This window comes from Candidatus Omnitrophota bacterium (assembly GCA_028693815.1).
Classification (GTDB): Bacteria; Omnitrophota; Gorgyraeia; order Zapsychrales; family Aceulaceae; genus Aceula.
This window is the reverse complement of record JAQUUP010000008.1, coordinates 14,681-35,308: the sequence shown is the minus strand read 5'-3', so window position 1 is coordinate 35,308 and position 20,628 is coordinate 14,681. Positions and strand designations below refer to the sequence as shown.

Genomic DNA, 20,628 nt, shown 5'->3' with positions numbered 1-20,628 from the left:
CACATCAATAATCTATTTATTCTTGCTCTACTTCTTGCGGCTGGTCATCAGAAATTTTTGAACTCAAACCAATTTTCATTTGATCAACATCAACCTTGATAACTTTTACCTGAATTTTATCTAAGGCCTTCAAACTTTCAGAAGTAGCTTTGTCAATTTCAGAAGCATAAATAAGCCCTTCAAGTTCTTCTTCGAGCTTAACAAAAACACCGAATTCAGAATTCATTACAACTTCTGCCTCTAAAACTTTTCCAACTGGATATTGCTCTGCAATCTCAGACCAAGGATTTTCTTTAATCTGCTTGTATCCTAATGTAATTTTTCTTTGATCAGGATCAACGGCTAACACAACAACTTCAACCGACTGGCCCTTTTTGAAAATTTCTTGAGGGTGGTTGACTTTTCGAGTCCAGGACATGTCAGAAACATGGATCATCCCTTCAATGTTTCCATCAAGCTCAACAAATGCTCCATAATCTGTAAAGCCACGGACTTTTCCTTCTACCCTTGAATTAATAGGAAATTTTTCTTCAGCTTCAAGCCATGGATTTCTTTCCAATTGCTTAAGACTTAAAGAAATTCTTTTGGTATCACGGTCAATATTAATAATTTGAACTTCAATCATGTCGCCAATCGCAAACATTTCTTGAGGATTGACCATCTTCTTCTGCCAAGAAATCTCAGAAGAATGAAGAAGTCCTTCAATGCCTTTATCAATTTCGACAAAAACACCATAAGGCATAATGTTGACAACTTTGCCTTGGATTTTTGACCCAACAGGATATTTACCCTCAATACCCTCCCATGGATTCGCAGTAATCTGTTTTAATCCTAACGATACTTTTGAATTTTCTTTATCAAAATCCAGAATTAAAACCTCAATCTCATCGCCGGCTGCAACCAACTCCGACGGATGATTAATACGAGACCAACTCATATCTGTGATATGCAAAAGACCATCAATCCCACCAAGGTCAATAAACGCGCCAAAATCTGTAATTCCTTTAACGCTTCCGATTCGTTTTTGTCCTTTTTCGATCTTATCCCAAAGTTTCGATCTAACTTCATCGCGTTCTTTCTGAACAACTTCTCGTCTAGAAAGAATAATATTGCGTCTCTGCTTATTCATCTTAGTCACAATAAACTTATACTTGTTTCCGATGATATCCTTTGGCGCAACACCTTTAAATGCAGACAGCGATCTTGGCAAAAACGCATCAGCTCCTTGCATGTCAACGATATACCCACCGTTAACCGGCTTAATAACACGACCCTCTACAGACGATCCCTCATCAACCTCGTCCACAATTTTTTGCCATCCTTTAAGCTTTTGAGCTTTTGAATGCGAAAGAACTAATTTTCCAGCGTCATCCTCAGTTGACTCAATTAAAACATCAACTTGACTTCCTTCCTTAAGCTCCGCTAAATCCCGAAATTCACTTATAGGAATAAATCCTTCGGATTTGAATCCAATATCGACAATGACATCCTTTTCGGTAATCCCGACGATCACACCTTTGACAATTTCGCCTTCGTTAATTTCTCGCAGAGTATTCTCGTACAACTCTGCCATAATAGATTGTTTTTCTGCTGACATAAACAACACCCTCTTTCTTAGGAATTCTTTCGCATGAATACGGAAATCAATCAGCAAAGGATTCACCGCTCCAAGCAAAAGTTCCACGATTATCACGGAAAAGTCCGTTTTTGTCAACTAAAATCTTTTATCATTAATCCACAGAAGAATAATTTAAGGAAAGATTTAACGTTTTGCTTCAAAAGATAAGCTTTGAATAGCCCTCATAACAACATCTGCTATTTGTTGATATGATTCATTATCTTTTGTGTAAATAGGAGAACCAAAATAAACTGTTACTTTTGCAGGCTTAATTAATTTTGACTTAGGCGCCATAGCCTTATCAGATCCAGAAATATAAGCTGGAATAATAGGAACACCTGCTTTTGCGGCAATCATTCCTACCCCAGGCTTAATATTTTCAAGATTAATAGTGCTTGTTTGTCGTCCTCCTTGAGGAAACATAACAAGCCCTTGACCCTTTCTCAACCTTCGCAAAGCTTCCTTAATAGAACGAGGATCTGCCAACCCCCTTCGAACGGGGAATGCACCAAACTGGGACAAAAAAAAGGATGAAAATTTATCCTTAAACAAGGATGACTTGGCAAAATAACTTAATTTTCGTCCAGAGGCAACACCAAGAATCATTGGATCTAAATTGCTTAAATGATTGCTCGCAATAATATAGCCACCTTTTTGAGGTATCTTTTTTGCTTCAAAAGCCTTTAACAATAAAAGGCTTTTGAAGAGAATCCAAAACAATAAATGAGCTACCCAATAAATCATTTTACAATTTTTTTAATACCGTTTTTCCATATTCAATCAATGCCTTTGCCTTAGTCATAGATTTGGCTTCCACATAAGATCTGACCAGTGGTTCCGTACCTGAAGGACGGAACATAATCCAGCTCTCATCCTCACACACAAGCTTAACACCATCAAATGTCTTAACATCAATGACTTTCTTCCCAAGAATCTTTTTCATTGATTTTACTTTCTTCAAATCAAACGTTTTCTTATCTGTTTTAAGTCCTGCTTTTTGATAATAATATCGCCCAAACTCTTTTTCCATGTCTTGGATAAGCTTTTTAATACTCTTCTTGCAATACACCATCATTTCAAGCAAAAGAAGTCCTGCGAGCGTTCCATCCCTTTCTGGAATATAATTCTGAACGCCAATCCCGCCGGCTTCTTCGCCGCCGGCCACAATATCTTCAGCAGTCATCAAATCAGAGATATATTTAAATCCAACCGGAGTTTCATAAAGTTTTAAGCCTAGACCTTTTGCAATATTATCGAGCATTGTTGTTCCACAAATTGTCTTAACAACGCCTCCAGATCGACCTTTATTGCGAACAAGATGCAGAATAATTAATCCCAATATCTTCTGAGGACTGATATATTCGCCATCCGATGTCACAGCGGCAATACGGTCAGCGTCACCATCTAAAATAAGCCCTAAATCAAACTTTTCTTTTTTAACACGACTCATAAGCTCCGAAACATACTCCTCAACAGGTTCTGGCTTTCCTCCTTCAAACGAAGGATTAATATCTCCACGCATTACCTCAGCGCGAATATTAGTACCTTTTAAAACATCCAAAATCAAAGAATCTCCGCTCCCATGCATCGCATCCGTTAAAACTTTATAACGTGATTTCTTAATAGTTTTTAAATCAATATAATTTCGTAAAAAATTAATATAATCTTCTTTGAAGTCATAAACAATTAAATCTTTTTTATTTCTTGCCGTTTCAAAATCTATTATTTTTACTTCCGTTTTGCAAAGATATTCTTCCACAATATCAGTTATCTCTCGAGATGCGGCACCACCTTGCGCTGTCTTAATTTTAACACCATTAAACGCAGCAGGATTATGACTAGCCGTAATCATGAGGCCAGCAACACAATTTTTTCTCGTCACACCGAAGCTTAGCGTTGGAGTTGGGATAGGTGCATCAGAAAGATAAACCTCAATATTATTTTTTGCCAAAACACACGCAACTGTTCTTGCATACTGATCAGATAAAAATCTTGTATCATAACCTATGGCAACTCTCTTTCGAATACCGGGCTTCTTTTTTAATCCCCGGTTGATCCATTCACTGATCGCCTGAGATAGAATCTCAACATTCTTAAATGTAAATTCTTTTGAAATAATTGCTCTCCACCCATCTGTTCCAAATTTAATTTCATTTTTTATATTTTCACACATCAGATAACTCCTTTACCTTAATTATTTATTAATCAATTACTAATTCCATAAAGCTTGTTTTGAAAAACATAATCTAAAACTTTATCCGGCACAAAATATTTTATTGTTTTATTCTGAAACATACGCATACGAACATATGATGATGAAATATCAATTCCTGGCATTATGACACTATGATGTTTTTCATCCGAACTATTTTTCATATGTCCTGGTCGATTAACAACAATAAAATCTGCAATTTCTAAGATTTTATTAATATACTTCCATTTTGAAAGCTGAGACAAGGTATCTTCTCCGATAATAAAAAATATTTTTGCTTCTGGAGGATACATTTCTTTAAAATAACACATCGTATCAACCGTATACGATTTCCCTTTTTTCTTAATTTCAAAATCAGAAATCTCAAAAAAAGGATTACCTTCAATCGCCAGACGCACCATCTCAAAACGATGTTTTGCACCCGCAACAATTTTTCGATTTTTATGTGGAGGAATATAAGCCGGAACAAAAATAACCTTATTTAAATGCATCCGCTCTAAAGCCATCTGAGCAATCGCCAAATGACCAATATGAATCGGATTAAATGTCCCACCTAATATCCCTATTCTTTGCACGCCTTTTCATCCTTTAACAAAAGTATTACTCACGAATTTGACCTTTACCTAAAATCGTATATTTATACGTTGTCAATTCAGGTAATGCCATTGGCCCTCGAGCATGAAGCTTATCAGTACTAATGCCGATCTCTGCTCCAAATCCAAATTCATATCCATCTGTAAAACGCGTTGATGCATTAACATATACACAAGCCGAATCAATAGATCGTAAAAAGCTATCCGCTTCTTTTTTATTATTCGTAATAATAGCGTCCGAATGCTTTGACCCATAAAGATTAATATGGTCTACTGCTTCAGCAAGATTCTTAACAACTTTTACTGAAAGGATCAAATCAAGATATTCTTCAGACCAATCGACCTCTGCTGCCCTTTTAACGCCGGACACAATCTTTCGAGTGCGTGCACATCCTCGAACCTCAACACCCGCTTTATTAAAATCATTTATCATCCTTGGCAAAAACTTTTTAGCAATCTCTTCATGCACTAACATTGTCTCCATCGCATTACAAACACCCGGACGTTGAACCTTCGCATTGAAGCAAACATTACTCGCCATCTTTAAATCTGCAAGATTGCTCACATAAGTATGACAAACCCCTTTATAATGCTTGATAACAGGAATGCAAGAATTTTGCATTACAAATTTAATTAACCCCTCTCCACCCCTCGGCACAATAACATCGACATAACGATCCAACTTCAAAAGAATATTAACGGCCGTTCGATCTGTCGATGATATCATCTGAACAACATCCAAAGGAACTTTTGTCTTTTTCAACGACTTCTTAATAACACTAAAAATTGCTTTATTAGAATAAAAAGCCTCCTTGCCGCCTTTCAAAATAACAGCGTTGCCTGATTTTAAGCACAGACCAATACAATCGCTCGCGACATTTGGTCGCGATTCATAAATAATGCCAACAACCCCAATAGGAGTCCTAACTTTATTAATTTTTAAACCATTAGGACGCATAAAAGTTGCGATAATCTCACCAACAGGATCTTTGAGTTTAGCCGTATCTAAAAGACACCTCGCCATTGATTTAATCCGTTTTTCGTTTAGCATCAAACGATCAAGCAAAGCTTTTGAATAATTATTTTTAATAGCTATATCAATATCTTTTTGATTTTCTTTAATCAAGAATTTTTGATTTCTCAAGATAGCTTCAGCTATTACACGCAATGCTTTATTTTTATCATTAGTCGAAACGAGCGCCATCCTTCTCGATGCGGCCTGCGTTGATCTGGCCATCAATACAATCTTCTTCTCTAAACTCATATTTTCTCTTTTTATCTTTGACATAACACCATCTCATTACAGTGAACAACTTCCATCTCACCTTTTTTATTATTTATTTTATGCAAATCGTTAACAGAATAATTAATAATCCCACGGGCAATCTCAGAATTTGCCTGATCAACAATCGCAACAACATCTTCTTTCTTGAAATAACCTTCCCACCCAACAACACCAGGAAGAAGAAGACTTTTTCCGCCTTTCAAAAGAGCTTCTTTTGCGCCTTGATCAACAATAATCTTTCCCTTTGGTTTTACGCCAAACGAGATCCAATGACGCTTCGCCAAAAGCTTTTCTTCTTTCTCAACAAAAAATGTCCCAATACACTTTCCGCTAAGAACATCACGCACAACATTTTTCGTGTTACCATTTGCGATCACACACGGAATTTTAGCCTGCGTTGCAATCTTAACAGCCTCAATCTTTGTAAGCATGCCGCCTTTGGAAACATTCTTTTTAGCTGTGCCAAGCGCTAAGGCTTCAATCTCTTTTGTGACTTCTTTAATTTCACGAAAAATCTTTTTTTCCTTATCTCTTAAATCATACAAACCATCGACATCAGATAAAATCAAAAGTAAATCAGATTCAATTAAACTTGCAACAAGAGCGGAAAGCTTATCATTGTCCCCAAATTTAATTTCATCTGTTGAAATCGTATCGTTTTCATTAATAATCGGAACAAGACCATAATCTAAAATCTTATTAATCGTGCTACGTGCGTTATTATAACGAAGGCGAACATCGAAATCATCCCAAGTTAACAATATTTGAGCACACCGTAGTTTATTCTTCTTAAATAAATCCGTATATGTACGCATTAAAACATTTTGACCAATAGCCGCAAGCGCCTGCAAAGACGAAACATCAGAAGGCCTAACGTGCGCACAAATTTCACCTAATCCAAGAACAATTGATCCAGAACTAACTAAAACAACATCGATGCCCTTTTTGCGAAGTGCAGCAATCTCTTTAACAATAAAACGCAATCCAGAAGATTGCGGTTTCATATAAAAATTGGCAATAATACCAGACCCAATTTTAATAACAACTCTTTTTATTTTCTTTTTGAACTTTCTTGACATAGCATTTTTCTTATCTCATTAACTAGATTATCTAATCCTTGCCTCTCGGTTGCGGAAACTGAAAATATTCTTTCTGAAAATTCTTTTTTAAATCTTCTTAGGTTTGTCCTGCTTTTTGGCAAATCCATCTTATTTGCAACAACAATTCTTTTCTTAAACAATAATTTATGGCTGTACTCTTGAAGCTCATAATTAATCTTTCGATAATCCTCCAGGGGATCTCTCTGTTCAACTCCAGCCATATCCAAGACATGGACCAAAATCTTTGTTCGCTCTGCGTGTTTTAGAAACCTATCCCCTAACCCTTTGCCATCATGAGCACCTTCAATAAGGCCAGGCAGATCTGCTATAACAAATTCAAAATCATCTTGAGAAACAAATCCTAAAATTGGTTGTCTTGTTGTAAATGGGTAACTGGCAATCTTAGAGCGGACTTTCGATACAGCAGAAATCAAGGTTGATTTTCCAGCATTTGGAAACCCAATAAGACCAACATCCGCCATAATTTTAAGCTCAAGAAGAATTGTCTTATTTTGGCCTTCTTCTGGATGTTTAAACGTTCGCTTGTGATTATTTCCAATACCCCCGCGACCACCGCGAGCGACAATGATACTTTGGCCATCACAAATCAAATCTTTAATAAGCAATCCAGTATCGCCATCACGGATTATTGTGCCAACAGGAACTCTCAAAATACAATCTTCGCCAGTTCTGCCGGTCTTTCCATTACTACTAGCGTGACCGCCCTTCTTTGCTTTGTGATGTTGTCTAAATTTATAATCTAGGAGTGTTTGAACAGACTTGCTAGCCTCAAAGATAACATCGCCACCTTTTCCGCCATCCCCTCCATCAGGTCTCGGATGCCGAGTCTGCTTATCTGAATAAAAACTTTCACACCCATTGCCGCCCTTGCCAGAACTTATGAATATTCTTGCTTCATCAACAAAAGCTGCCATATCTATCCCTTTACCTTAAAACTCTAGGCTATTCTGCTGCTTCAATTGAAACAATGCTAAGAGCTGTTAGCTTTTGTCGATGACCTTTTTTAAGTTCGCTATTTTTTCTGCGCCAATATTTAAAAGCAATAACTTTTTCATCTTTTTTCTGCCCAAGAACCTTAGCTGTAACTTTTACGTCCTTTAAATACGGCTGACCAACCTTAACGGTTGTCCCTTTTGAATAAAGCAAAACCGGCTCTAATGAAAATGCTTTCCCTTCTTTTTGATCAATGGTTTGAACATCAATCAAATCGCCTTCTGACACCTTGTATTGCAACGAACCAACCTGAACAATTGCGTACATCTCTTCCTCCTTAAAACAATTTTAAAATTAATTTTATTCGATTTTCACTCTTCCGTGCCCTTGACAATACGGACAAGCTTCGAATGACATAGATTCTATCGTTTTTCCTGCTCTAGCACGAGTCATCTCTAAAAGACCTAATGACGATATTTTTGTAATTTCTGTCTTTGAATGATCTTTGTCCAATGCTTTTTGAAGGGTTTGCAAAACTTGCCTGCGATGAGCATCCCTTCCCATATCAATAAAATCGATGACAATGATACCACCTAAATCCCTTAAACGCAACTGTCTCGCGATTTCCCCGGCCGCTTCAACATTAACCATAAAAGCAGCTTCCTCTGGAGAAGCGTTGACCTTAAAGCGTCCACTATTAACATCCACGACGATAAGTCCCTCTGTTGGCTCAATAACAATATGCGCCCCAGACTTCAAATAAACCTTTCGATCATAAATTTGATTAAGCTGTTTAGCCATATTTTTACTTTCAAATAATGGCGTCTCACCTTTATAATGCTGAATTTTTCCTACCATCTCTCTCCCAATCAACATATGAACAAATTTCTTTATGCGACCATATTCTTCTTCAGAATCAACAATAAGCCTATCAACATCTTCCCTTAAGAAATCACGAACAATGCGCCAAACAAGATCATATTCCTTATAAATAAGCGATGGGGCCTTACGCTCATCAGAAAGCTTCTTGATGCGAGTCCAAATTTTATGTAAAAATTTAGCATCACGTATAATTTCGCGCTTCCCTTTTTGAGAAGCAACAGTACGAACAATAAATCCACTTTCTTCAGCAAAATTTAATCCTTTTAAAATCTCTTTTAAGCGCTGGCGATCCTCTGAAGTTTCAATCTTTTTTGAAACTCCAAGATGCTTGTCGTAAGGCATAAAAACAACAAAACGGCCCGGAAGACTAACATGCGTTGTCAATCGCGCTCCTTTGTTCCCAAAAGGTTCTTTGACAACTTGAACAAGAACTTCGGCGCCTTTCTTCAAAGAAAAATCTTTTCCTTTTTTTTGCTTCATTTTCTTCTTTTTACCATTCAGCATCCGATCAATCAATTTTCGAGGACCTGTAAATTCCTCTTCAACTAAAGGATTAATCGCATCTGTCAAATAAAGAAAACCATTCTTTTCTTGTCCAATATTAACAAAAGCAGCATTAATTGATGGTAAAATCGACTCTACGACACCTTTATAAATATTTCCAAGAAGAAAATCCTGACGATCCATCTGAATATAAAAATCATCCAAAATACCGTCTTCGATAATAGCGACACGCTTCTCGCTCGCTTTTATATTTACTAAAATTTCTTTAGACATTTTTATTATTTACCTTCGAATATTTCGAGACGTTGTTTCAGATCAGCGCTATCATCAGGAATATTATCCGTAATAATATGCGGTGTTATGAAAATAAGTAGCTCTGTTTTTGATAGTGTCTTTTCCTTTTTTTGAAACAGGAGTCCAAGAAGAGGGATGTCCCCTAAGAAGGGCACCTTTTTCTTAACATCGGTCCACTGATTTTTGATAAGGCCTGCGATAACTAACGTCTGCCCATCTGCAATCATGACCCGCGTAGAGGCTGATTCACTGCTTAATCGTGGTACACTTGTATTCTCGACTTGAACAAAATCTAAAATCGCCGTAACCTTTGGTTCTACATCCAAAGTCACAAATCCTGAATTATTGACATGCGGAGTAACTTTAAAAATAACTCCAATGTCCTTATATTCCCAATCCACAACCTGCATTGTAGCTTGATCCTTATTATACTCATATTCAGGAAATGGATACTGACTGCCAACAACAATATTCGCTGTTTGATTATTCAAAGTCACAATACGAGGATTCGAAAGAATATGTGTATTGGATCGTGTACTTAAGATCTCTAAAACAGCTTGCACCTGATTAAAATTTAATGTTCCAAAACTAAATAGGTCTGCACCGGGAGATGGAAAATCCAGGTTATTAATCGGATTCCCCTTTTCATCAACCTTTGCATCCTTTACATACTTATTGTTGCTGCTTGCTGTAAACGGCCATGTTGTTGGCCTTTTTGCACCCGAAGCTGCTGTTTGAATTGTCCAATCAATGCCTAAATTTTCTGAATTTGAAAGCGTTGTTTCGATAATTTTTGCTTCGATCAAAACCTGAGGAGTCGTTGCGTCAAGACGGCCAATAACATCCGATATCAAAGAAACATTGCTCACAGAATCTGTTACAATAAGTGTGTTTGTTCTTTGATCAAAATTGATTGATCCTCTTTGTGTTATCATCTTCTCAATCGACACAATAACATCAGAAGCATTCGCATAATTTAAAATAAATGTCTTAGTAATAATCGATTCTTGATCAGCTAAAACAAGCGCATCTTCTCTAAGCTTTTTAAGATTCTCAATCGTTGTAACAATAATAATGCTTCCTGTCTCTTCGTAGCCATAACCATATGTTCTTAAAATAACATCTAAAGCATTTTTCCATGGAACATTTGTCAACTGAATCGTTACGAGCCCTGTCACTTCTGGCCCAGCAACAATATTAACCCCACTTCGATAAGAGAGAATTTGCAAAACATTACGAATATCTGCATCACGAAAATCCAATGTGACACATCCTTCACATGTATCGCCAAAAACATCCAACGCTGTTTCCTCTGCCACAGGCTGAGATTGCTGATCCTGCGAATACCCTACACTAGTGAGCAATCCAATCATGATAAGGAAAATCAATAATTTTCGAATCACTTTATCTCCCCTTTCTTATTTCTAAAACAAATTCTTTATTATCTTTGATCAAAATAACCCTATTTTCTTCTACCTTAGATAACATATATCCAACAACCTGATTTCCAACATTGAAAACTTTTCCGTTGATAATAGCCAAGCTCTTTCCATTAGGGTCGTAAACAATTCCTTCGAGACTCAAGTCTCCATAATCAAGATTCTTATCATAAGTAATAATCGCCCCACTCGGACTCACCAAAGGCCAAAAAGGATCCCGCTTACCTTGAGCATTGTAAACAAATGGTTCTCTCTCCTCAGCAAACAATGCTCCGGAAGAGACAAAAATAAAGAACATTAACAAAAAATATCGCATAGCCACCTTTTTATTAATCTTTTTCCACAATAAAAATTGTAATAGCAATCTTAAAAATATGGTTTCTTAAATGAGCGCTATTTTGCATAATATCAAAATCTTCAATATTCATAAAAATTTGATCTCCTTCGATGCGACTAAATAATTCCCCAATCGCATGATAACCACCCTGTCCTTTAACATAAATTGGAAGCGCAAAATATTTTGCCCCCTCACGCTCTAAAACAAGTTCTTGAGAATCTTTTAACGGCATAATCTGGTCAATTTGAACACCTGCTGCTATAGCAAGACGAGAAATCTTCTCAAGCATCATAGGAATTTCTTCTCGAGACAAAACACTTGCGTCAACTCTGACAAGCTTTTCTCTAAGCCGAGAAACTTCTTTTTGATAATGCGGCATATTTTCAAGATTACGCTTTAGCTCTTTCAAATTCTCTGATAACTCAATATTTTTTGGACTAATCGATTTAAGGGCGTTGATCTGAAAACGCATAAACAAAACATAATCAAAAAATAAAATAAAAACAACAAGCCCAGCAAGAAGATAATATTTCATCTTCTCTGCCATTTCTGGAATTTCAAAAGGTATTTTATTTATCAAATTTTTCATCGAGCCTCAATGTAATAACAAAATCAGCAATTTGGGTTGAATGAATATCTCTCCTTTGAATCGAACCAACTTCTATGTCCTGCAAGCCAAACATAAATTCTTCTCGCTCCTTCAAGCTAGAGCTAAAATTTCCGACACTTGTCATCTCATCATTTTTTTTAGATACAGCGCTTCCTTTAATAAGAAATATATTTTTACTTAACGATATCTTATCAAGCCAAACGCCCTGGGGAACAGCATCACTAATCGCATTTAGTTTCTCAGCCCAAAAAATTCTTTTTTCAACTGTAATTTTTTCCACAACATCAATTCTTTTTTTTAAAATTTGAAGATTTTCTAAAACTTTATCAACGCTCCCTTTTTCAGGTGCAATCGACGTCCAATGTGCTTTATGCTGCCCATAGCTTGCAAGCTTCAAGAAAATAGAAATCTGTAACAAAACATGAACCCCTATCAAAAGAATCAAAACTCCCGCAGCGGTTCCAACTAAAGTTTCCAAAGGAATAACCTTCAAAATCTTTTTAAAAATTTGACCCTTTTTCTTTTTTTGTAACTCTTCTGGAATTAAATTAATTTTAATCATCATCACAAAGTGAAAGCCCTAATGCAACAGGTAATTGATGAATGTTCTCGCTAAAGCTTTCGCGAGAAACCTTGTCCGAAAAATCTAACGCATCAACAGGATTCCATCGCTCAGCTGGAATACCTAATTCTTTCATAAAGAAATCCTCAATTTTTGGCAAATAAGAAGAATCTCCTGTCAAATAAAGCCTTGTTACCTCTAGGCTATTCTCCGAAGTAAAATAATCAAACGAAAGTCTGATTTCTGAAACTAAACTCGACAATGTTGACTGACATGCTGAAAGCATTTCATCTGATTTAACGCCAGGATTTTGCCTTATTGCTTCAGCCTGAACAAGATCTACGCCAAATACATTTACAATCTTCTGCGTAAAATCTTTACCCCCAACAGAAATATCTCTGGTAAATTTTGGCGTATTCTTGTCTAAAATAACAAGACTGCTTTTAATCTCCCCGATATCCAAAACTGCAACTGTGCTTAATGATGGATCTTGACTACTCTGCCCATCTTTTTTATTCTTTTGAAGTTTAATAAAAGCATTTGAAAGAGCAACTGCATTTAGCCCGATACAATTAGATTGAAATCCTAAAGAAGTAATAAAATCTATGCGCTTCTTCACAATCTCATTTTTAGCAACAGCAACTAAGACCAAGACTTTACTATCTTTACCTTTGTTATCTTCAACAATGTGACAATCCATGAAAATTTGGTCTTTCGAAAAAGGAAAGTATTTATCTGTCTCAAGGGAGAGTGACTGACGCAATTGCTTTAATGGCATACGCGGCATTTTGATAAATCGAATTAGTATCCCTTGACCAGACAGCCCTGTAAAAATATTTTTTGAAGAAAATCCAAATCGACTTAAAATCTTCCGAATTGAGCTCTCCACGTCTTCGCCATCAACAGGCTCAACGGCCCAATTAACAATTTTAAAAACCCCTGAACTTGATAAAATCATTTCCACTGCCTTGCAAGACCTTGCGCCAATGTCCAAACCAACACATGACTCTTCAGGCTGCTTTGGAATGCGACTTCGGATAAATAAAAAATATTTCTCTAAGAATTTTGATATCTGAGTAAACATAAATAATCGTTACATATAGTTGCGTTATGAATTAACTAATATATATAGTATATATATTATATATTAGAAATATTGTTTTCTCTATAATAAACTTCTTTTTCTGTATGTAAAGAATTTTATCATCTTTTTTAAACCTCTAAACACAGAGCTTTTTCTTGTAAGAATTCGTATAATTTATTTTTTTAGAACTAAAACCAAAAAAATAAGCGAGAGGCTTAAAACCTCTCGCTTATCAACATACTTATTTAGCAGTAAAATTATTCTGCTGACAAAACACCACCTGAAGTCATCGTAAAAGTTGATGATCCAGTTGTACCTCTTGTAACAGGAGTTGCTGTTAATGTATATCCAGTATTAGCAAATGTACAAGCATATACATATCCAGATACTGTTGAAGAACAGTATGCTGAATTTAGATACGGTGGAGTTGCTGTTGTTAACGATGCAATCGCTCCGGGATAACTTCCAGAGTTAGCAGTTCCAAATGTTTCTGCCGCTGTAGAGATTGTGCGAAGCGTGCTTTGTGCAAGCGCATCATTAGCTGAAATTCTTGCCCTAAGCAAATTAGGGATAGCAATAGCAGCTAATAAAGCAATGATCGCAACAACGATCATAATTTCAACGAGTGTAAAACCTTTTCTATTCATTGTTCTGACCTCCTTTCAGGACTCAGAATAAGCTATTTCTGAAAAACCTCCTGAAAGAAAGAAAAAACAAAACATATGATGACATTTTAAAGCTTTTCTTTTCAGGATAATTTCATTCAACAGCTCAAATCCTTTGTATTATCTTATCCTCGCCTCCCTTCTTTGTCAAATCGTTTTCAAAAAACTTTATCTTTTACCTGATACAAGTATATCACGCAAAAATAAACTTTGCCAAATAAGGAAAAGCAAAATATTAGTAACTTTTTATAAGACTTTCAATTTGTTGCGTTTGCTTTTGAGATTTAGATAGATTTTTTTTAAGCTTTTTAAGCTCAATTTGCAAATCTTTATTTTCTTCTTCAAGTTTTAAAGCTTCGGATCGAAGTATTTCTATTTTTTCTGTGCCAATATGCTGCTTTAAGCTTCGATTCCTATCCTCTATCGCAGCAAGGCTATTTTGGAGCTCTTGTTTTTGACCTTCCAATTGAGCAATTTTACTTAAAAAGATACCCGACTCTTTTTGATACTGATCCAAAGCAACAACATGCTCATTTTTTAAAGAATCCTGTTTAGATAGCAAAACAAGAATATCTTCATAAATATTAGACATTTCTGAATAAATTTTTTTATTTTCATTATTAAGTTTTTGAAATCGCTCACGAAAAGACAAAATTTCTTCATTAAGACTTTCAATCTTTTTTTTCCAAACTTTGCAATCTTCCTGACTCGTTTCGATAAGCTGTGCAAGCCGAGCCTTTTGAGTCACATAATCGCTAGAGACTTGCTGATATTCTTTTTTTCCAAATTTACGCTCTTCTTCTAAGGAACGAATGTCCTCCTTAAGCTGATTTATTTTTATTCCCATTTGCTCATTTTGCTTCTCTTTTTTTTCAATATCATCTCCAAGCTTGTTTGCTTTTTGTTCAAAATCTGTTTTTCTTTTAATCAACTCGCTTAAGACTTTTTCAAGACGAAAAACTTCAGCTTGATCGTTCTCCATTGTCTGCAATGTAACCGTATCCTTAACGCTAAGATTCTCTATTTGCTCATTTGTTTTTTTCACTTGTTCTAGCAAATATTTTAAATCTTCGGCCAACTGCTTATTTTCCAACAAAACCGAATCGTTCTGCTCGGAAAGTTTATCCATGCTAACTTTAAGCTCAGAAACACTTTGAGCCCAATAATCAGCAAGGCTAGAAACAGATGTCTGATTTTGCGAAAATACAGTGCTAGCACGAAACAAAAACCCTATAACAAACACTAAAATAAATATAAATAATTTCTTTTTCATAAATTTTAATGAATTATTGTTGTTAAATTAATAATCGGTAAAAACAACGCAATGACAATAAATCCGACTACAACACCTAAAAATCCAATAATAAGAGGCTCAATCATACTTGTTAACCCAGAGACAGCAGCATCAACCTGATCTTCATAAAACTCAGCAATCTTTGTTAGCATTGTTTCCATTTTTCCTGTTTTCTCTCCAACAGAAATCATGCGAATAACCATCTGCGGAAAAACTTTACTTTTTGCCAATGGTTCTGAAATACTTTCGCCATCTCGAATGTGAGTGCAGGCATCAGTTGAAACTATTTCAATAACACGATTACCAGAGCTTTTTCCAACAATCTCTAATGATGTAAGAATAGGAACGCCACTCTGTATTAATGTTGCAAGTGTTCGGCTAAAACGACTAATGGCAACTTTCTGAATAAGAGGACCAAAAATCGGAAGCTTGAGACTAACACGATCAATCTGAAGACTTCCGTTTTTTGTTTTCTTATAATTAATAAAGAAAATAAAAATTCCGATAAAACCAAAAATGAGCAAAAGAAAACTTGACCTCAAATTTTCACTTACACTGATAAGTATCTGCGTCATCGCAGGCAATTCTTGCCCTAAAGAATCATAAATTTCTTTAAATGTTGGAACAACTTTAATTAATAAAACTAAAGTAATAACAATCGCCATAGAAATAACAACAATCGGATATACCATTGCTGATTTAACTTTTCGTTTTAATTTAAGCGTTTTTTCCATATATCCAGCAACACGATCCAAGAGCTCATTTAAAGCACCTCCTGTTTCACCAGCTTTGACCATACTTACGAAGAGAGTATCAAAAACCCTGGGATGCTTTGCAAACGCAACCGACAAACTATTGCCCACCGAAACATCTTCTCTAACGGTTGCAATAACCTCTTTAAAATATCGATCCGTTACCTGCTCTCCTAAAGCTTCTAGACTTTGTAGAATAGGAATGCCTGCCTCAATCATTGTTGCAAGCTGGCGCGTAAAAACAACCAAATCATCTGGATTAACCTTATTGCCTCCAAAAGAAATATTTCGTACATCTAAACTTTTTGTTTCTTCAATCGAAACAATAATTAAATTACGCTTACGTAATTCTTTAATAACAGCATCTTCGTCCTCAGCAACAACCTTACCGCTAATTGTCGCAGCACTTTCATCCTTTGCAATGTATTTATAATTTGGCATAATTAAGCTCCTATTTTAAAACCCTTATGTTAGCAAAACAATGCTCTTCCATACGTTTATTCCGAACTTGCAACTCTAAAAACTTCTTCAATCGTCGTAACTCCAGAAAGGAACTTCTCGACCATATCGTCCCAGAGTGTTGTCATTCCATTTTTTACTGCATAATCTTTAATCTCTGAGGTGCTGGATCCCTTGATCAACATTTCTCGCACATGTTCGTCAACTTCCAAAACCTCAACAATGCCAATCCGGCCATGATATCCTGTTTGCCGACAAAAATCGCATCCCTTCCCATGATAAAATTTTGTTCCTGGCTTAATCTTGCTTTTAATTTCCTCTAAAACACTCTCCGGCAATTGAATTTCTTCTCGACATTTCGGACAAATCATTCGACATAATCGCTGCGCGCAAATAGCAATCACACTCGAAGATACAAGAAAAGATTCTACACCCATATCAATGAGTCGTGTCAAAGCACCAGCTGCATCGTTAGTATGTAAGGTCGACAAAACAAGCTGACCAGTTAAAGATGCCTTGATAGCAATATCCGCTGTTTCAGAATCACGAATTTCGCCTAACATAACAACATCCGGGCTTTGCCGTAAAATTGATCTTAGGCCGGAAGCAAAAGTAAGGCCAATATCTGGACGTGCCTGAATTTGAGTAAGACCGTCAACCAAATATTCAACAGGATCTTCAACTGTAATAATATTTTTATCAACCGTATTAAGCTGATTAATAATCGAATAAAGAGTCGTTGATTTTCCACTTCCCGTTGGCCCGGTAACTAAAATCATCCCGAAAGGTTTTTCAATTGCCTCTTTTAATTTAATTAATGGTTTTTCTGAAAAACTAAGCCCATCTAAACCAGCTGACAAATTACTTTTATCAAGAATACGAATAACAACCTTTTGTCCAAACGTTGTCGGAAGAAGCGATACTCGAAAATCAACTTCTTTAGATGAAAGCCGCATTTTAAAACGGCCATCTTGAGGAACCTGAGTTTCTGTAATGTTAATACCTGCCATAATCTTGATACGCACAATAACAGCATTTTGATTTACTTTTGGGATGTTTAAAACTTCCCTTAAAACACCATCAATACGATAGCGAACCCGAGCCGTAGATTCACTCGGTTCAATGTGAATATCAGAAGCCCTTTCTTTTAACGCCTCACGAATAACCAAATCAACCATGCGCACAATTGGAGCACGCACACTTTCTTCAAGATTAACTTCTTTCAACCCATCTTCTTCTTTTTCGCTGACCACTTCAAAATCTTTAATATCTATATCTCTGCTAACATCAGCCACGCTTTCAACATCCTGGGCACCATAATAGTTATCAAGGGCTTGTGCAATCTTAGACTCTTCGCTCATAACCACATCTACATTTCTATTCGTCAATGTTTTTAAATCATCAACCGCAAAAATATTAAATGGGTCTGATAGGGCAACTGTAATTGTTTTTCCAATTTTTGATATAGGAATCAAATGATGTTGACGTGCAATACGCGCTGGAATTATTTCCTTAAGGGATGGATCAATTTTATACTTAGAGAGATTAATAGTTGGAATTTTAAACTCTTTAACAAGAAGAACCAATAAATCCTGCTCGGAAACAAGACCTTTTTCAATTAAGATTTTATCAAGCCCAACACCTCTTTTTTGCTGTAAGGCAACGGCATCATTAAGATCTTTTTGGCTAATCCCGTGCGAGTGAGCAAGAGCATCTAAAACTTTTTCTTTAATCGTTATCGCCATTATTCTTTCATCTCTTCATCTAAAGCTGTTACTCTCAAAACCTCTTCAATTGATGTTAGGCCTACAGCAGCCTTTTCAAGAGCATCCTCTCTCATTGTTACCATATTTTCTTGACGAGAAACTTCTTTAATGCGGTACTCACCAGATCGTTCTAAAATACATTTTTTAACGGCTGGAGTCAAAACCATAATCTCCGTAATTCCGACTCTTCCTCGATATCCCAATTCAAAACAATGCTTACATCCCTTAGCTTTAAAAAATGTCGGCTTTTCATCAAATTTTAATTTAGTTAGTCCGATCTTCTCAGCGACGCAATCCGGAACATCATAAGGCTCTTTACATTTATCACAAAGTTTTCGAAGCAAACGTTGGGCAACAACACTCAAAACAGACGAACAAATCAAAAATGGCTCAATACCCATATTCATCATCCGCACAATTGACCCTGCCGCGGTAGTCGTGTGAAGCGAACTTAAAACTAAATGGCCAGTCAACGCTGCTTTAATAGCAACGTCTAAAGTTTCAAAATCACGAATCTCCCCAATCATGATAACATCCGGATCTTGACGTAAAATCGATCTCAAGGTTGAAGCAAAAGTCAGGTTGACTTGAGGTTTAATATTAACCTGATTAATCCCCTTCATCTGATACTCAACAGGATCTTCAACTGTAATAATATTTTTTTCTGGAGAATCAATAAACTTTAAAATAGAATAAAGCGTTGTCGTCTTTCCACTTCCTGTCGGCCCACAGGTTAAAATCATACCATGAGGTTTTAACGAACACTCTTTGAGAGTTTCAAGCGCCTGTCCTTTAAGTCCAAGTTTTGTAATATCCAACATCGCTGCATTTTTGTCTAAAACACGCAAAACAACTTTTTCACCAAATGCAGCTGGCAATACACTCACACGAAAATCCACTTCTTGCTTTCGATCAGTCATAATCTTAAAACGTCCATCCTGAGGAAGGCGATGCTCGGAAATATCAAGATTAGACATAATCTTGATTCGTGAAATAACAGGAAAATGGAGATTCTTAGACATCCGCTCTACTTCTCTGATGATGCCATCAACACGATAGCGGATACGCAATGCTTTCTCTAAAGGTTCGATAAAAATATCGCTTGCCTTAGCAGTAATCGCTTGCTTAATAATAGCGTCTGTTAGCCTTATTGTCGGCGCATCTTGGGTTAAATTCTCAACATGCTGTTTTTCAGTAATCTTTGACGAATCTTTGACAAGCTCGAGCTCCTCTGAGTCAGAGATATCTTTTATAATTTGATCAAAAGCAATATTAGCATCTTCAGAATAATAAATCCCAATTGCCTTTTCAATATCTTCAAGCTGCGACTCAACAGGGCGGACTTTAAAACCCGTCAAAGCATTAATATTATCAATCGAAACAATATCAGATGAGTTAGCCATTGCCAAAACAAGAACATGCCCTATGCGTGCTATTGGCATAACTTGATAATTCAAAACAATTGCCTTAGGAATAATACTAAGTACATCAGGAAAGATTTTTAAGTCAGAAACATCAACCGATATCGCTCCCAGTCCCTCAACAAAGAAATCAACAACTTCTGATTCTGATGCAAGTCCCTTTTTGATAATATAATCAACAAAAAACTCACCGACAGCTTCTGCTTGATCAAAAATAACAGGATCAATGCTCTTTTTCTCGATTAATATTTCTTTTAATTTCTTGAGTGGCGAAATCATTTCTTTGCTCGATAATATCGATCTATCGTATTTCGCACATCCGTTGATGTGCTAACAAATGTTTGAACAGAACATTTTGTTAATTCTTCAATTTCTTCAATCGCCTCGGAAACCAGCGGATTTGCCATAGCTAAAGTCAAGCTTGCTCCAATCTTATCAATGGGAACTAAGCAAAACTTTTCACAGAGATGAAGAGGAACAGAAGAAAGAACATCTTCTTCAATCTCATAGTTCGATAAAGGTAAATAAGGAAATCCATATTGAGAAGTTAACGCTTGTGCGATGTCTTCTTCTGAGGCATGTTTAAGCAAAATCAAAGCCTCCCCAATTAAGACTCCCTTTTTGCTTTGATAAAGGATAGCCTCATCTAGTTGCGTTTTATTAATAACGCCTCTTTCAATAAGAAGCTCCCCTAAAAACTTTTTATTAGCTCGTTTATAATCTTCCATAATGTATAAATATACCTATTTATAAAAATATATAATATATTACCTTAAAACTAAGAATATTACAAATTT

20 protein-coding genes are annotated in these 20,628 nt (G+C 36.1%); all 20 read right to left on the bottom strand.

Annotated features, from left to right (window positions below; genetic code table 11):
• Positions 1-16: 16 nt before the first annotated feature.
• Complete coding sequence (rpsA, locus tag PHY73_03945) at positions 17-1,597, bottom strand: 30S ribosomal protein S1 (protein ID MDD3374861.1); 1,581 nt, start codon at positions 1,595-1,597, stop codon at positions 17-19.
• A 165-nt stretch (positions 1,598-1,762) separates the two neighbouring features.
• Positions 1,763-2,362: a lysophospholipid acyltransferase family protein gene (locus tag PHY73_03940; protein MDD3374860.1), complete on the bottom strand. Its 600-nt coding sequence runs from the start codon at positions 2,360-2,362 to the stop codon at positions 1,763-1,765.
• A gap of 1 nt (position 2,363) precedes the next feature.
• Complete coding sequence (locus PHY73_03935) at positions 2,364-3,791, bottom strand: phosphoglucomutase/phosphomannomutase family protein (protein ID MDD3374859.1); 1,428 nt, start codon at positions 3,789-3,791, stop codon at positions 2,364-2,366.
• Positions 3,792-3,823: 32 nt separating this feature from the next.
• A complete protein-coding gene (gene nadD, locus PHY73_03930) occupies positions 3,824-4,405 on the bottom strand; it encodes a nicotinate-nucleotide adenylyltransferase (GenBank protein ID MDD3374858.1) in 582 nt (193 codons plus the stop codon).
• 25 nt (positions 4,406-4,430) lie between these two features.
• Positions 4,431-5,711, bottom strand: coding sequence for a glutamate-5-semialdehyde dehydrogenase (locus PHY73_03925; GenBank protein ID MDD3374857.1), 1,281 nt, complete (start codon positions 5,709-5,711; stop codon positions 4,431-4,433).
• Positions 5,699-6,787, bottom strand: coding sequence for a glutamate 5-kinase (proB, locus tag PHY73_03920; protein ID MDD3374856.1), 1,089 nt, complete (start codon positions 6,785-6,787; stop codon positions 5,699-5,701). Before proB ends, PHY73_03925 begins: the two co-directional genes overlap by 13 nt.
• On the bottom strand, positions 6,760-7,743 hold the full coding sequence (gene obgE / locus PHY73_03915; GenBank protein ID MDD3374855.1) for a GTPase ObgE: 984 nt from the start codon (positions 7,741-7,743) through the stop codon (positions 6,760-6,762). The genes proB and obgE overlap by 28 nt, the downstream gene beginning before the upstream one ends.
• Before the next feature lie 28 nt (positions 7,744-7,771).
• Positions 7,772-8,089, bottom strand: coding sequence for a 50S ribosomal protein L21 (gene rplU / locus PHY73_03910; protein MDD3374854.1), 318 nt, complete (start codon positions 8,087-8,089; stop codon positions 7,772-7,774).
• 33 nt (positions 8,090-8,122) lie between these two features.
• Positions 8,123-9,421 carry an Rne/Rng family ribonuclease gene (locus PHY73_03905; GenBank protein ID MDD3374853.1) on the bottom strand — a complete coding sequence of 433 codons (1,299 nt, stop codon included), beginning with the start codon at positions 9,419-9,421 and terminating at the stop codon, positions 8,123-8,125.
• 5 nt (positions 9,422-9,426) lie between these two features.
• On the bottom strand, positions 9,427-10,845 hold the full coding sequence (gene pilQ / locus PHY73_03900; GenBank protein MDD3374852.1) for a type IV pilus secretin PilQ: 1,419 nt from the start codon (positions 10,843-10,845) through the stop codon (positions 9,427-9,429).
• Between the two features lies 1 nt (position 10,846).
• Positions 10,847-11,197, bottom strand: coding sequence for a hypothetical protein (locus tag PHY73_03895; GenBank protein MDD3374851.1), 351 nt, complete (start codon positions 11,195-11,197; stop codon positions 10,847-10,849).
• A 13-nt stretch (positions 11,198-11,210) separates the two neighbouring features.
• Entirely contained in the window at positions 11,211-11,807 is a 597-nt protein-coding gene (gene pilO / locus PHY73_03890; protein MDD3374850.1) for a type 4a pilus biogenesis protein PilO, read from the bottom strand.
• On the bottom strand, positions 11,788-12,393 hold the full coding sequence (locus PHY73_03885) for a PilN domain-containing protein (GenBank protein MDD3374849.1): 606 nt from the start codon (positions 12,391-12,393) through the stop codon (positions 11,788-11,790). Before PHY73_03885 ends, pilO begins: the two co-directional genes overlap by 20 nt.
• Entirely contained in the window at positions 12,383-13,474 is a 1,092-nt protein-coding gene (pilM, locus tag PHY73_03880) for a type IV pilus assembly protein PilM (protein ID MDD3374848.1), read from the bottom strand. The genes PHY73_03885 and pilM overlap by 11 nt, the downstream gene beginning before the upstream one ends.
• A 257-nt stretch (positions 13,475-13,731) precedes the next feature.
• Entirely contained in the window at positions 13,732-14,121 is a 390-nt protein-coding gene (locus PHY73_03875; GenBank protein ID MDD3374847.1) for a prepilin-type N-terminal cleavage/methylation domain-containing protein, read from the bottom strand.
• Between the two features lie 253 nt (positions 14,122-14,374).
• Complete coding sequence (locus tag PHY73_03870) at positions 14,375-15,412, bottom strand: hypothetical protein (protein MDD3374846.1); 1,038 nt, start codon at positions 15,410-15,412, stop codon at positions 14,375-14,377.
• A gap of 5 nt (positions 15,413-15,417) precedes the next feature.
• Complete coding sequence (locus tag PHY73_03865) at positions 15,418-16,626, bottom strand: type II secretion system F family protein (protein ID MDD3374845.1); 1,209 nt, start codon at positions 16,624-16,626, stop codon at positions 15,418-15,420.
• Positions 16,627-16,682: 56 nt separating this feature from the next.
• Positions 16,683-18,389: a GspE/PulE family protein gene (locus PHY73_03860; protein MDD3374844.1), complete on the bottom strand. Its 1,707-nt coding sequence runs from the start codon at positions 18,387-18,389 to the stop codon at positions 16,683-16,685.
• A complete protein-coding gene (locus PHY73_03855) occupies positions 18,389-20,110 on the bottom strand; it encodes an ATPase, T2SS/T4P/T4SS family (protein ID MDD3374843.1) in 1,722 nt (573 codons plus the stop codon). The genes PHY73_03860 and PHY73_03855 overlap by 1 nt, the downstream gene beginning before the upstream one ends.
• Positions 20,107-20,559 (bottom strand): hypothetical protein, encoded by a 453-nt coding sequence (locus tag PHY73_03850; protein ID MDD3374842.1) that lies wholly within the window; start codon positions 20,557-20,559, stop codon positions 20,107-20,109. The genes PHY73_03855 and PHY73_03850 overlap by 4 nt, the downstream gene beginning before the upstream one ends.
• Positions 20,560-20,628 lie beyond the last annotated feature (69 nt).

Coding starts and splice junctions, on each gene's coding strand:
- pilM (MDD3374848.1), bottom strand. CDS start 13,474: ATGTTTACTCAGATATCAAAATTCTTAGAGAAATATTTTTTATTTATC.
- rplU (MDD3374854.1), bottom strand. CDS start 8,089: ATGTACGCAATTGTTCAGGTTGGTTCGTTGCAATACAAGGTGTCAGAA.
- pilO (MDD3374850.1), bottom strand. CDS start 11,807: ATGAAAAATTTGATAAATAAAATACCTTTTGAAATTCCAGAAATGGCA.
- PHY73_03885 (MDD3374849.1), bottom strand. CDS start 12,393: ATGATGATTAAAATTAATTTAATTCCAGAAGAGTTACAAAAAAAGAAA.
- PHY73_03940 (MDD3374860.1), bottom strand. CDS start 2,362: ATGATTTATTGGGTAGCTCATTTATTGTTTTGGATTCTCTTCAAAAGC.
- PHY73_03895 (MDD3374851.1), bottom strand. CDS start 11,197: ATGCGATATTTTTTGTTAATGTTCTTTATTTTTGTCTCTTCCGGAGCA.
- PHY73_03855 (MDD3374843.1), bottom strand. CDS start 20,110: ATGATTTCGCCACTCAAGAAATTAAAAGAAATATTAATCGAGAAAAAG.
- PHY73_03865 (MDD3374845.1), bottom strand. CDS start 16,626: ATGCCAAATTATAAATACATTGCAAAGGATGAAAGTGCTGCGACAATT.
- PHY73_03935 (MDD3374859.1), bottom strand. CDS start 3,791: ATGTGTGAAAATATAAAAAATGAAATTAAATTTGGAACAGATGGGTGG.
- PHY73_03860 (MDD3374844.1), bottom strand. CDS start 18,389: ATGGCGATAACGATTAAAGAAAAAGTTTTAGATGCTCTTGCTCACTCG.
- obgE (MDD3374855.1), bottom strand. CDS start 7,743: ATGGCAGCTTTTGTTGATGAAGCAAGAATATTCATAAGTTCTGGCAAG.
- PHY73_03875 (MDD3374847.1), bottom strand. CDS start 14,121: ATGAATAGAAAAGGTTTTACACTCGTTGAAATTATGATCGTTGTTGCG.
- PHY73_03870 (MDD3374846.1), bottom strand. CDS start 15,412: ATGAAAAAGAAATTATTTATATTTATTTTAGTGTTTGTTATAGGGTTT.
- PHY73_03905 (MDD3374853.1), bottom strand. CDS start 9,421: ATGTCTAAAGAAATTTTAGTAAATATAAAAGCGAGCGAGAAGCGTGTC.
- proB (MDD3374856.1), bottom strand. CDS start 6,787: ATGTCAAGAAAGTTCAAAAAGAAAATAAAAAGAGTTGTTATTAAAATT.
- PHY73_03925 (MDD3374857.1), bottom strand. CDS start 5,711: ATGTCAAAGATAAAAAGAGAAAATATGAGTTTAGAGAAGAAGATTGTA.
- PHY73_03850 (MDD3374842.1), bottom strand. CDS start 20,559: ATGGAAGATTATAAACGAGCTAATAAAAAGTTTTTAGGGGAGCTTCTT.
- rpsA (MDD3374861.1), bottom strand. CDS start 1,597: ATGTCAGCAGAAAAACAATCTATTATGGCAGAGTTGTACGAGAATACT.